General features: G+C 71.2%; 10 protein-coding genes and 1 tRNA gene. 5 read left to right on the top strand and 6 right to left on the bottom strand.

Annotation, left to right across the window (positions count from 1 at the left end; genetic code table 11):
- Positions 1-140: 140 nt before the first annotated feature.
- Positions 141-216: transfer RNA gene (locus tag IH61_RS0134335), tRNA-Arg, on the bottom strand.
- A 640-nt stretch (positions 217-856) separates the two neighbouring features.
- Here IH61_RS0134335 and IH61_RS41910 point away from each other — a divergent pair.
- From IH61_RS41910 to IH61_RS0134310, 5 genes are all read left to right on the top strand, one after another.
- The gene (locus tag IH61_RS41910; RefSeq protein WP_078911612.1) at positions 857-1,402 is read left to right on the top strand and encodes a single-stranded DNA-binding protein; all 546 of its coding nucleotides are present in this window, start codon (positions 857-859) and stop codon (positions 1,400-1,402) included.
- A gap of 370 nt (positions 1,403-1,772) precedes the next feature.
- Positions 1,773-3,179 carry a Cys-Gln thioester bond-forming surface protein gene (locus IH61_RS0134325; RefSeq protein WP_158845601.1) on the top strand — a complete coding sequence of 469 codons (1,407 nt, stop codon included), beginning with the start codon at positions 1,773-1,775 and terminating at the stop codon, positions 3,177-3,179.
- A gap of 177 nt (positions 3,180-3,356) precedes the next feature.
- Positions 3,357-5,021, top strand: a complete 1,665-nt coding sequence (ettA, locus tag IH61_RS0134320; RefSeq protein ID WP_031077191.1) for an energy-dependent translational throttle protein EttA — start codon at positions 3,357-3,359, stop codon at positions 5,019-5,021.
- Between the two features lie 127 nt (positions 5,022-5,148).
- Positions 5,149-5,592 carry an acyl-CoA thioesterase gene (locus IH61_RS0134315; protein ID WP_031077188.1) on the top strand — a complete coding sequence of 148 codons (444 nt, stop codon included), beginning with the start codon at positions 5,149-5,151 and terminating at the stop codon, positions 5,590-5,592.
- 36 nt (positions 5,593-5,628) lie between these two features.
- Positions 5,629-6,336: a hypothetical protein gene (locus IH61_RS0134310; protein ID WP_031077186.1), complete on the top strand. Its 708-nt coding sequence runs from the start codon at positions 5,629-5,631 to the stop codon at positions 6,334-6,336.
- A gap of 22 nt (positions 6,337-6,358) precedes the next feature.
- On the opposite strand, the gene IH61_RS0134305 is transcribed toward IH61_RS0134310, so the two are convergent.
- The 5 genes from IH61_RS0134305 to IH61_RS0134285 all read right to left on the bottom strand — a co-directional run bounded on the left by IH61_RS0134305 (position 6,359) and on the right by IH61_RS0134285 (position 11,584).
- Positions 6,359-6,763 carry a globin gene (locus IH61_RS0134305; protein WP_031077184.1) on the bottom strand — a complete coding sequence of 135 codons (405 nt, stop codon included), beginning with the start codon at positions 6,761-6,763 and terminating at the stop codon, positions 6,359-6,361.
- 126 nt (positions 6,764-6,889) lie between these two features.
- Positions 6,890-7,999, bottom strand: a complete 1,110-nt coding sequence (locus IH61_RS0134300; RefSeq protein WP_051838536.1) for an ABC transporter permease — start codon at positions 7,997-7,999, stop codon at positions 6,890-6,892.
- Positions 7,996-8,913, bottom strand: a complete 918-nt coding sequence (locus IH61_RS0134295) for an ABC transporter ATP-binding protein (RefSeq protein ID WP_031077181.1) — start codon at positions 8,911-8,913, stop codon at positions 7,996-7,998. Before IH61_RS0134295 ends, IH61_RS0134300 begins: the two co-directional genes overlap by 4 nt.
- Before the next feature lie 177 nt (positions 8,914-9,090).
- Entirely contained in the window at positions 9,091-10,143 is a 1,053-nt protein-coding gene (locus IH61_RS0134290; RefSeq protein ID WP_031077179.1) for an FHA domain-containing protein, read from the bottom strand.
- Positions 10,144-10,225: 82 nt separating this feature from the next.
- On the bottom strand, positions 10,226-11,584 hold the full coding sequence (locus tag IH61_RS0134285; RefSeq protein WP_031077176.1) for a vWA domain-containing protein: 1,359 nt from the start codon (positions 11,582-11,584) through the stop codon (positions 10,226-10,228).
- Positions 11,585-11,785 lie beyond the last annotated feature (201 nt).

Raw genomic sequence — 11,785 nt, 5'->3', positions numbered from 1 at the left:
TCGCGACGGTCATGACACGTACGGTCACGCGCCGATTGCGGGGAGTGTGGACGGGAAGCGGTCGGCCCCTGCCGTTACCCGTGGAATCGAAACGACTACGCATCGTCGCGATCGGTATCGCCGCCTGCGGAATGGCATGGTGGCGCCCCCAGCAGGATTCGAACCTGCGACCTACCGCTTAGAAGGCGGGTGCTCTATCCGCTGAGCTATGGGGGCGGGACGGTGCCCGCTTTGACGGGCGTGACCGTGGCCGGGATCGGGCGGCGGGCGCCGGGGCGCGCGCGTCCGGCCCCGTACCTGAGGGTGGGGGTGGGGGGTGGTGGACCCTCGACCTGTCGGGGACAGGATAAGGGTGCCCGGTTGCCGGGTCGGGATCGACAGCACCGCCGTTGGTGTGTCGGTTCGGTGGAGCGGTCCGATAATCGCAGGTGAACGCCGTGTGTGCAGCGGTCTGGGAGTGTTCCGAGCCGGACGTTGTGCAGTCGTTACGGGGCTGCCTCCTCACCCGTTATGGATTCGACACGGAGAATGTCCCGCCTCCGCGCGGGTGGGGGGCCGTATTCGGGTTGTCACGGTCGATTGACGTGCGCGGACGCTTCCCGAGGGCGCTTCCGCTGCTGGCCGCCCGGTCCCGGGGCGGGCGGTTTGTTGTCATGGCCGCGAAGACTTTTTGTAGAAGTCACGCCACGAGGCCGAAATTCACCCATGGGAGTGACTGAGGTTTTTCCGGGGGGACGGTTATCCACAGATTTCGGAACTCGATGGCCGGTATTTCCTTCCCCGCGCACTCTCGTGTCACGCACCGGTCGATTCCGTACGGTGCATCGGCGAGAACGGAGGGTCCGTCGTGAACGAGATGCAGGTGACGGTGCTCGGCAATGTGGCCGGCGAGGTCAGCTACGGGGAAACCGCCAACGGGGTGCCGATGGCGAACTTCCGCCTCGGCTGCACCGAGCGGCGCTACGACCGCCAGCGCGAGTGCTGGGTGGACGGCGACACCCACTGGCTGACGGTGACGGCCTGGCGGGCGCTGGCGGTGAACCTGATCGGCTCGCTCTCCAAGGGCGATCCGGTGCTGGTGAGCGGCCGGTTGAAGGTCCGGGAGTGGGGCGAGGCCGAGGCGAAGCGCACCCGGGTGGAGATCGACGCCCGTTCGGTCGGGCACGACCTCACCCGTGGCACCACGGCGTTCCGCCGGGCGACGGGCGTGCGCGGGCAGCCGCCGGGCGCGGGAGGGCGTCCCGGGGCGGAACCGGAGGCGGAGGCGGTGCCGGAGTGGATCGTCCGGGCCATCCGGTCGCGCCCGGTGCAGCAGGGGGAGGCGTCCGGGGCACCCGGGACGTCCGAGGTGTCCGAGGGGGAACGGGGAGGTGGCGGTGGAGTGGCGCTGACCGGGCCGTGAGCCTACGGAGGAAGGCGGGGCGATGGCCCTCCCTGTCGACAAATACGTTGATCGAGAAGGCCATTGCGCCCGCTTCCGCATTCCGCACCCCCGTCGGAAAACGCCCGGGAATCCGACGAGGTGTCAGTTTGTGTGGGACTTGAGAGGGTTGATAACGATCCAGATACGGAATCGTCCTGATTTCGCATGGGGGTTTCGGCGCCTCGCGAGGTTAATAGGATTCGTCTGGTTTCACACCTCGCAACGGCGCCACAGGGGGCGCGTGCGGCACGAAAGTCTGCGGGCTGCTCGTTCAGAGGCCAGGCCCGCTCCGGAGGGAATCCTGATGGTCCAGAAGCAGGTGCGGAGCCTGTCCCGCATAGCCACTGTCATGCTCACATCCAGCCTGGCGCTGGGCGGGGGCCTGTTCGCGGCCGGTACGGCGGTCGCGGCGGACAACCCGGGCTCGGGCGTCACCGCGGTCGTCCAGCCGGACATGTTCGGCGAGAGGGTCGACGTCCAGGGCAAGGACAGCGTCGAAGCGGGCCTGTTCACCCTCAAGACGGCCTCGGGCGAGCTGCTGCAGACCTACTGCATCGACTTCGACAACCCGGTCTACCTGAACAGCAAGGCCAAGTACCACGAGGCCGACTGGTCCGCGAGCTCCCTCAACAGCAACGCGAACGCCCCCAAGATCCGCTGGATCCTGGAGAACTCGTACCCGCAGGCGCCGATCGACGCGCTGCGCAAGGCCATCGGCGACAACGAGCTGTCGGAGAAGGACGCCGCCGCCGGCACCCAGTCCGCGATCTGGAAGTTCTCCGACAACAAGGTCGCGACCCCGCGCAACGAGCACGCCAAGAAGCTGCGCGACTACCTGACCGGCGACGCCAACAAGGGCGTCGCGGCGGAGCCGAAGCCCTCGCTGACCCTCACCCCGGACTCCGTCTCCGGCAAGTCGGGCGCCAAGCTCGGCCCGTTCACGCTGAACTCCAGCGCCAACGAGGTCAAGCTCGCCGTCTCCGGCGACGCCGCCGACAAGATCAAGGTCCTGGACAAGGACGGCAAGCCGGTCAACGGCACGCTGACCGGCCCGATCGCCAAGGACACCCAGCTGTTCCTGGACGTCCCCGGCGGCACCCCGGACGGCAAGGCCGTGATCAACGCCACCGCCGACACCACCGTCCTCAGCGGCCGGGTCTTCATGAGCGGCCTGGACGACCAGGGCAACCACAGCCAGACCATGATCCTGGCCGGCTCCAAGAAGCTCAGCGTCGCGGCCGCGGGCCAGGCCACCTGGAAGCAGGGGCAGGGCGCGATCGTCGACAGCTCCGCCAAGGAGGAGTGCGCCAACGGCGGCGTGCGCGTCTCCGTCACCAACACCGGCGACCAGCCGGCCGAGGTGACCGTGCAGCCGGGCCAGAAGGTCACCGTGCAGCCGGGCAAGACCGAGACCGTGCTGGTCAAGGTCGCCGAGAAGACCAAGTACGACATCACCGTGAGCGGCCCCAACGGCTTCTCCAAGAAGTTCTCCGGCGTCCTGGACTGCAAGACCGGCGTGACCCCGACCGCGGCCCCGTCGACCCCGGCCGCCACCGGCACCCCCACCGCCACCCCGTCCACCCCGGGTGCCGTTGCCCCGAGCAGCACCACCCCGGGCACCGGCGGCCTGGCCCAGACCGGCGCCAATGACTCCACCCCGATCCTCGCCGGCGTCGCCGGTGCCCTGGTCGTGGCCGGTGGCGCCGCCGTCTTCGTCCTGCGCCGCCGCGGCCGCCACGGTCGCAACACCGCCTGACGACAGGCCCTGAAGGGCGCGTAGTCACGACGGCCCGGCCCCCGCACCTCGGTGCGGGGGCCGGGCCGTTCGTCATGAGTGGCGGGGGCCGACCGGCGGTTCGGGGTGCGCGGGCGGGTGCGGCACAATGGAAGGCTGCAAGCCGAATTACTCCCGACGACGCCGGAGCGATCTCACGTGGCGGAATACATCTACACGATGCGCAAGGTGCGCAAGGCTCACGGAGACAAGGTCATCCTTGACGACGTGACGCTCAGCTTCCTCCCCGGAGCGAAGATCGGCGTCGTGGGCCCCAACGGTGCCGGTAAGTCCACCGTGCTCAAGATGATGGCCGGCCTGGAGCACCCCTCCAACGGCGACGCCTTCCTCTCGCCGGGCTTCACCGTCGGCATGCTGCTCCAGGAGCCGCCGCTCGACGAGTCCAAGACCGTCCTGGAGAACGTCCAGGACGGCGTCAAGGAGATCAAGGGGAAGCTCGACCGCTTCAACGAGATCGCCGAGCTGATGGCGACCGACTACTCGGACGCCCTCCTCGAGGAGATGGGCAAGCTCCAGGAGGAGCTGGACCACGCCGAAGCCTGGGACCTGGACGCCCAGCTCGAGCAGGCCATGGACGCCCTGGGCTGCCCGCCCGGCGACTGGGCGGTCACCAAGCTCTCCGGTGGCGAGAAGCGCCGCGTCGCGCTCTGCAAGCTGCTGCTCGAGGCCCCCGACCTGCTGCTCCTCGACGAGCCCACCAACCACCTGGACGCCGAGTCGGTGAACTGGCTGGAGCAGCACCTGGCCAAGTACAAGGGCACCGTCGTGGCCGTCACCCACGACCGGTACTTCCTGGACCACGTCGCCGAGTGGATCCTCGAGCTCGACCGCGGCCGCGCCTACCCGTACGAGGGCAACTACTCCACGTACCTGGAGACCAAGCAGTCCCGTCTCAAGGTCGAGGGGCAGAAGGACGCCAAGCGCGCCAAGCGCCTCAAGGAAGAGCTTGAGTGGGTCCGCTCCAACGCCAAGGGCCGCCAGGCCAAGTCCAAGGCCCGCCTCGCCCGTTACGAGGAGATGGCGGCCGAGGCCGACAAGATGCGGAAGCTGGACTTCGAGGAGATCCAGATCCCGCCCGGCCCGCGCCTGGGCAGCGTCGTCATCGAGGTCGAGAACCTCAACAAGGCTTTCGGCGAGAAGGTCCTGATCGACGACCTCAGCTTCACCCTGCCGCGCAACGGCATCGTCGGCATCATCGGCCCCAACGGCGCCGGCAAGACCACGCTGTTCAAGATGCTCCAGGACCTGGAGACCCCGGACTCCGGCAAGGTCAAGGTCGGCGAGACGGTCAAGATCAGCTACGTCGACCAGTCGCGCGCCAACATCGACCCGAAGAAGACCCTCTGGGAGGTCGTCTCCGACGGTCTGGACTGGATCAACGTCGGCCAGGTCGAGATGCCGTCCCGCGCCTACGTCTCCGCCTTCGGCTTCAAGGGCCCGGACCAGCAGAAGCCGGCCGGCGTGCTCTCCGGCGGTGAGCGCAACCGCCTGAACCTGGCGCTCACCCTCAAGCAGGGCGGCAACCTGCTGCTCCTCGACGAGCCCACCAACGACCTCGACGTCGAGACGCTCTCCTCGCTGGAGAACGCCCTGCTCGAGTTCCCCGGCTGCGCCGTGGTCATCTCCCACGACCGCTGGTTCCTGGACCGAGTGGCCACCCACATCCTCGCCTACGAGGGCGAGAGCAAGTGGTTCTGGTTCGAGGGCAACTTCGAGTCGTACGAGAAGAACAAGATCGAGCGGCTCGGCGCCGACGCCGCCCGCCCGCACCGGGCCACGTACAAGAAGCTGACCCGAGGCTGACATCCAGCTGTCATCACGGCCCGGCAGACTGCCCTCCGGGGCGGCCTGCCGGGCCGCGGCCCGTCGCCGACCTCCGGCGCCGGACGACGGACACTGGACACAGAACCGGACACCGAGGAGAACACCCGTGGCCCGCCACATCTACGCCTGCCCGCTGCGCTGGTCCGACATGGACGCCTTCGGGCACGTCAACAACGTGGTCTTCCTGCGCTACCTGGAGGAGGCCCGGATCGACTTCATGTTCACCCAGGCCGCCGAGGCCGGCGCCGGGGAGTTCGCGGGCGGCTCGGTGGTGGCGCGCCACGAGATCGACTACAAGCGCCCGCTGGTGCACCGGCCGGAGCCCGTGACCGTCGAGACCAGCGTGACGAAGATAGGAACCGCCTCGCTGACCGTCTCGTACGAGATCAAGGACGTGCACGGGGACGGCACCGAGACGGTGTACGTCAAGGCGTCCACCGTGGTCGTGCCCTACGACCTGGCCGAGGGCCGCCCGCGCCGGATCTCGCCCGTGGAGCGGGAGTTCCTCTCCCGGTTCATGGACGAGGAGCCCGCGGTCGCGGCAGTCTGAGACAGCAACCCCCACGACGATTCGAGCTGAGCCGCGTTGACCGTCACCGCCCGCCTCGCCCTCACCGACACCCGGGAGGCAGCCGACCTCTCCGCCTTCCTGCTGCGCCTGCTGCGCTTCGACAGGGCGGCGGCCGTGCGGCTCCAGGCGGTCGGCCCCGCGGAGTCCGGCGAGCCGGAGGACGGGGGCGTGCTGGCCGTCTTCGGGCGGCTGCCGCTGGGCACCTCGGGCGCGCTGGCGATCCGCACCGCGCGGCTGGAGGGCCTGGACGGTCCGGTGGACCTGACCGTCTCGGCCGGGCAACTGCTGGACGGCGTGGACGCGGAGACGGGCGGGCTCGCGCTGCCCGCCCCGGTGACCGGCCCCTCCTGGGCCGGGCTGCTGCCGCCCCGGACGGGCTGGCGCCCGGTCGGCACCCCGCCGCCCGCCGAGACGGGCCGCGAACTGATGGCCGCCGTCCGGGAGTTCCGCGAGCGCAGCGAGGCCGTGCCGCAGCACCACCGCACCCGCGCGGTGCTGGACGCCCTGGCGGACGAGATCTGGTCCCGCCCGGTGAGCGCGCTGCCGGAGCTGCCGCTGCGCGCGGTGCACGCCTCGTACATGATCGGCTTCCTGGCCCCCGGGGCCCCGCTGACCGTGCACCGGGCGGGCGGCTGGCTGCGGTTGAGCTCGCCGACGGGCTCGGTGGTGCTGCGCACCGCCGCCGCGCCGGGCGCGGGGCTCGGGCTCAGCCCGCTGCGGTAGCCGGCTGGTCAGAGGTGGCCGGTCAGCCCTCGGTGTTGATCATCGAGGCGGCGGCGTACGTCAGGTAGTCCAGCAGCTGCTGCTCCAGGTCGGCCGCCAGCCCCAGGCCCGCGACCGCGGCGCGCATGTGCGTCAGCCAGGCGTCGTGGGCGGCCTTGTCGACCTTGAACGGCGCGTGGCGCATCCTCAGCCGCGGGTGGCCGCGCTGCTCGCTGTAGGTGCGCGGACCGCCCCAGTACTGCATCAGGAACAGCGCCATCCGCTCCTCGGCCGGGCCGAGGTCCTCCTCGGGGTACATCGGCCGCAGCAACTCGTCCCCGGCGATGCCCTGGTAGAACAGGTGGGCCAGCCGCCGGAAGGTCGGCTCGCCGCCGGCCTGCTCGAAGAAGGTCTCCTCGCTGAAGGTGCCACGCCGGATCTCAGTCACCCGACCATGGTCGCAGACGGCGGCGGGGCCGTACACCGAGACCTTCGGCGTACGACCCCGCGCGGGTTCGGGCGGGCCGAGGGCGTGTCTTTCGGCTCACGTCGGGCGGTCGCCGAAAGACACGCCCTAATCGTCCTCCCACTTGAAGAGCTTCCAGGCGATGCCGGTGAGCACCGCGGCGAAGAGGAGCAGGCCGCCCATGGTCGGCAGGGCCTCCATGAGGCCGCCACCGCGGGTGAGGACCGAGCGGGAGGCGTCGACCAGGTAGTGCAGCGGCATGACCTTGGAGACGCTCTGGAGCCATCCCGGGGCGTTGTCCATCGGGAAGAACGAGCCCGACAGGAACGACATCGGCAGCACGATGATCTGCGAGATGCCGTTGGCCGCCTCCTCGGTCTTGGCGACCGAGCCGGCCAGCAGGCCGATCGACATGAAGGCCAGCGTCGCGCAGGCCACCAGCGGGAGGATCAGCCACCAGTTGCCGGTGAGCTTGAGCCCGAAGAAGCTCGTCGCCACCACCACGAACACGGCGGTCTGCAGGAACGCCGTCAGCAGCGAGACCAGGATGCGGGAGCTGACCACCGTCCCCGCGCTGACCGGGGCCAGCCGCAGGCGCCGCAGCACCTTGGACTTGCGCCAGCCGACGAGGGTCAGCGCGGCGCCGAACACCGCGCCGGTGGCGACGGCCCAGCCCAGCAGGCCGGGGGTGAGGTACTGGATCGGCTTGAGCGCCTTGTCCTCGACCTGCTCGGCCTGGAGGACGTAGGCGGGCTTCTGGCCGGTGGCCTTCTGGTTGGCGCTCTGGACGACCGAGTCGAGGATGCCGTTGAGCGCGCCGGAGCGGACCTGGTCGGCGGCGGTGTAGCGCAGCTCGACCGTGCCGTCCGGGCCCTGCTTGATCAGCGCGTCGTACTCGCCCTTGCGGACCTTCTCGAGGGTGCCGGCCTCGTCGTCGGTGCGGGTGATCGTGAGGACCTTCTCCAGGCCCTTGCGCTCCTCGCCCTGGATCGAGTCGAACAGCTTCACCGCGCCGACCTGCGCCACCTTGGCGTGCGGGCTCCCGGAGCCGTTGGTGACGGCGCCGAAGAAGACCAGGAAGACCAGCGGGAACAGCAGGAGGAAGAAGGTCGCGGTGCGGTCGCGCTTCATGCCGAGGAGCATCGCGCGGGACAGGCTCCAGAAGGCGCTGACCCGATCCCGCCCGCCGGTGGAGGCTTCAGTGGTGGGGGCGGTCATGCGCGGTACTCCCGTCCGGTCAGCTGGAGGAAGACGTCCTCCAGGGTGGCGCCGCGCACCTCGAGGCTGCGCAGCGCGTTCTGGTCGGCCAGGACGCTCAGGACCGGGCCCGGCAGGCGGGTGGAGACCGAGAGCGAGACGGTGTCGTCCTCCAGGGCGGCGATGTCGGCGCCGGAGGCGGTGAGCAGTTCGCGGGCCCGCTCGACGGTCAGCTGGCCGGAGGCGATGCTGATCCGGACGGTGTCGTCGATCTCGCGCACGAGGGCCGCGGGGGCTCCGGTGCGCAGGATCCTGCCGTGGTCCATGACCGAGACCCGGTCGCAGAGGATCTCGGCCTCGTCGAGGTAGTGGGTGGTCAGGACGACGGTGCGGCCCTCGGCGTTGATGTCGCGCAGGAGGTCCCACAGGTTGCGCCGGGCCTGCGGGTCGAGGCCCGTGGTGGGCTCGTCGAGGAAGACGAGCTCCGGGTCGTGGGCCAGCGCGCAGGCGATCGACAGGCGCTGGGCCTGGCCGCCCGAGAGCTTCTCGGTGAGATCCCCGGCCTTCTCGCCGAGGCCGACCCGCTCCAGCATCGCGTCGGCCCGCTTGGGGCCGACCCCGTAGAACGACGCGAAGGTGTGGATCGTCTCGCGGGCCGTCAGTTTCCGGAAGAACGCGGAAGCCTGGAACTGCACGCCGATGCGCGGCAGCAGTTTCGGATTGCGGGGCCAGGGCGACATCCCCAGCAGCTCGACCCGGCCCTCGTCGGCCTTCCGGACCCCTTCCAGGATCTCCATGGTGGTGGTCTTCCCGGCGCCGTTCGGGCCCAGGATTCCGTAGAACTCGCCGGCCTCGACGGTGAGGGACACCCCGTCGACGGCCTGCACATCCCCGTACCGCTGACGGATGCCGTCAGCGGATATAGCAGCAGTCATGTGGCCTGAGCGTAGGGCCAGTCGGGGTGTCTGTGCACATCCCGGACGGTTAATTTGCGGATTCCTTGAGGAATTCGGGAATGGAACGGGCCGGGCGGACGTTGAATTCCGCCCGGCCCGGCCGGAGTTGGTACTGATGGTCCCTCAAAGGGCGATTTATCGGGGATCCTGGCCGTCTCAGGCGCGGTGCACCGTGATCGTCGTCCAGGCGCCGATGTGGATCCGGTCGCCGTCGTTGAGGGGCACCGCGGTGTGCGGGGTGATCGGCTCGGCGCCGCCGTTGACGGTGGTGCCGTTGGTGGAGTCCTGGTCGACCAGCACCCAGCTGCCGTCGGCCTGTTCGGCGAGCAGCGCGTGCTGGTGCGAGGCGCCCGGGTCCTCCGGCGGCACCGACAGGTCGATCTCCGGCACGGTGCCGCGGTGCTGGCTGCGCCGGCCGATCCGCAGCTGGCCGCGGCCGGTCAGCGGGATGCGCCGCTCGGGGCAGTACGGCGGGAAGAACAGGCCGGACGCCTCCGGGCCGCTGCGGGCCATCATGTCGGTGAAGTAGTCGCGGTCGGCCGCGACGACGGCGATCCAGTTGGTCCGGACGGGGCCGGGCTCCGCCGGGGGCTGGCCCTGCGGCGGGGCGAGGTGGAAGGAGGTCCCGTAGTCGCCGCCGCGGTTGTTGGGGCCGGGGGCGCCGGCGTAGACCGGCCCGGAGGTCTCCTCACCGAGGCCGCTGTCGGGGAAGGCGCCCTCCGGCGGCGGGTAGCCGTAGGTGTGCGGGTACGCGGTCTCCGGCGCCGCGGGCTGCCCGGCCGCGGGCGGCTGCGGGGCCGCCGGTGCCGCGGGGGGCTGCGGGGCGCCGCCGTACGCGGACGGGATGTTCAGCGGCGGCGGGTTGTGCGCGGCCGGCGGGGTGTGCGCGGGCCCCGGCTGGCGGCTCGAGGGCGTGGACAGCTCGTAGTCGTAGCCGCACTCCTCGCAGAAGCGGCCGGTCTGCGGGCTGCGGCAGATCGGGCACAGGGCCAGGCCCTCGGTCAGGCCGGGGTGGGCCGGGGCGGGCGGCTGGGGCGCGTGGGCACCCGGGAACGGCGGCGGGGCCACCGGCGGGGGGTAGGCGCCGGGCACCCCCGGGGGCACCTGGTGGGCGCCGGGCGGCGCGGGCGGCGGCGGAGTCATCGGGAAGCCGCAGAAGTCGCACCAGTCCTCGGCCTGCGACTCATGGCCCCTCGGGCAGATCGGCATCAGGTCCCCCTCACTTCGAGCGCGTCGAGCCGGCACGGGGCGGCGTCGCGCCGGGCCGTCGGCCCGGCCACGTCTTCAGCGGTCACTTCTTCTTCACACGTACCGTCTTGGTCGACCGGGTCTCGAGGGTCATCGAGTCGGCCTCGCTCACGTTCTTACGGAATCGAACCGTACCCTCCTTCGCGTCGACCACGTCCACCACCTTCTGGAGGAGCTTGTAGGTGCCCTCGTTCCCGGTGGCGTGGGCGATGCGCACGGCGGCGCCCAGCTTGGAGGTCGCCCGGTCGACGTCCCCGGCGCGGTGGGCCTCCAGGCCCTCCTGGATGGAGGAGGCCAGCTCGGCCTGCCCGGTGTAGTGGGCGACCTGCGGGCTGATCCGGGTGGAGGAGGCGAGGTCGTCCGTCCAGACGGCCTTGACCAGGCCCTGGGAGAGCACCTCGGGGGTGCCGCCGGAGATCTGCGGGGGCAGCACCAGGCTGACGCGGGCGGCGAGCATCTCGTTGCCGACGGAGGCGGCCGGGACCTCGACGCAGACGTGGTAGTCGCGGCTCTCGTCGCCCCAGGAGCCGGTCGGGTAGTCGCCGGCGCGGGGGCCGGACTCGCTGCGCCGGGCGGTGAGGTCCTCGACGGCGGGGGCGACCTGCTTGACGAACTTCACGGTGGCGTTGGCCGGGGTCCAGATCCGCAGGGCGACGTCCGCGACCTGCTTGCCCATCGCCCCGGCCATCATCGAGCGGAAGTCCTCGGCGAGGCCGGAGGGCTCGGCGACGATGTCGGTGGTGCCGAGCAGGGCGGAGGAGATCTTGCGCAGCTCGTCGATGCGCCAGTCGGTGCCGACGCCGCGGCAGTCGGCGGTGAAGTGGCCCGAGACGCGCTCGACCGTGCGGGCCAGGTCCTCGGCCGACTCGTGCTCGTTGTTGCCGTCGGTGAGCAGGATGGCGTGCCGGATGGAGACGTCCCGGCGGGTCAGGAAGAGCTGGTCGGCCTTGGCCAGCCAGGTGCCCATGGCGGTGCCGCCGGCGGCGGTGAGGCGGCGCAGCGACTCCTTGGCCTGGGCGCGGGTGGCGGGGGAGGCCGTGGCCAGGGTGCCGTCGCCGGGGTAGATGTCGCGGGCCTCGTGGGTGCCGGCGACGACGGCGAAGGCGGTGCCGTCGCGCACGGCGTCGATGGCGGCGGCGGTGGCCTCGCGGGCGCCGTTGATCTTGGTCTTGGGGTAGTCCATCGAGCCCGAGCAGTCGACCAGGATCACCACGGCGGCCGAGGTGTCGGCGCCCGGGGTGCCGGCGTCGGCGATGTTGAGGGGGCGGCCGCCGGTGGTGCCGCCGCCGGTGGCGGTCACGGTGACGATGGCGTTCACCTCGCGGGCGCCGTCCGCGAGGTACTCGTTCTGGAAGATCTCCACGTCGAACCGGGGCAGGTTCGGCTTCGCCAGTGTGGCCATGGGGCGGTGGCTCCCGTCGGGTGCGTGGTGGATGTGAGCGTCTGTGGGGCGGTCCGCCGGGCGGGCGCGGGGCCCGGGGCGGCGGACCGTCGGGCGGTCCGTCAGGCCGTCGGCGGGTGCGGGGGCTGGGGAGGCAGCGGCGGCGCGACGGGCGGCGCGCCGGGGGCGGGCGGGGCCTGTGCGGGCGGGACCGGGCCGGTG

The organism is Streptomyces sp. NRRL WC-3742 (assembly GCF_000720635.1).
GTDB lineage: Bacteria > Actinomycetota > Actinomycetes > Streptomycetales > Streptomycetaceae > Kitasatospora.
This window is presented reverse-complemented; position numbering and strand designations above follow the sequence as displayed.

Bases quoted from the DNA above. Each gene is read 5' to 3' on its own strand.
- IH61_RS0134325 (WP_158845601.1), top strand. From the start codon at position 1,773: ATGCTCACATCCAGCCTGGCGCTGGGCGGGGGCCTGTTCGCGGCCGGT.
- IH61_RS0134290 (WP_031077179.1), bottom strand. From the start codon at position 10,143: ATGCCGATCTGCCCGAGGGGCCATGAGTCGCAGGCCGAGGACTGGTGC.
- IH61_RS0134300 (WP_051838536.1), bottom strand. From the start codon at position 7,999: ATGACCGCCCCCACCACTGAAGCCTCCACCGGCGGGCGGGATCGGGTC.
- IH61_RS0134285 (WP_031077176.1), bottom strand. From the start codon at position 11,584: ATGGCCACACTGGCGAAGCCGAACCTGCCCCGGTTCGACGTGGAGATC.
- IH61_RS41910 (WP_078911612.1), top strand. From the start codon at position 857: ATGCAGGTGACGGTGCTCGGCAATGTGGCCGGCGAGGTCAGCTACGGG.
- IH61_RS0134295 (WP_031077181.1), bottom strand. From the start codon at position 8,913: ATGACTGCTGCTATATCCGCTGACGGCATCCGTCAGCGGTACGGGGAT.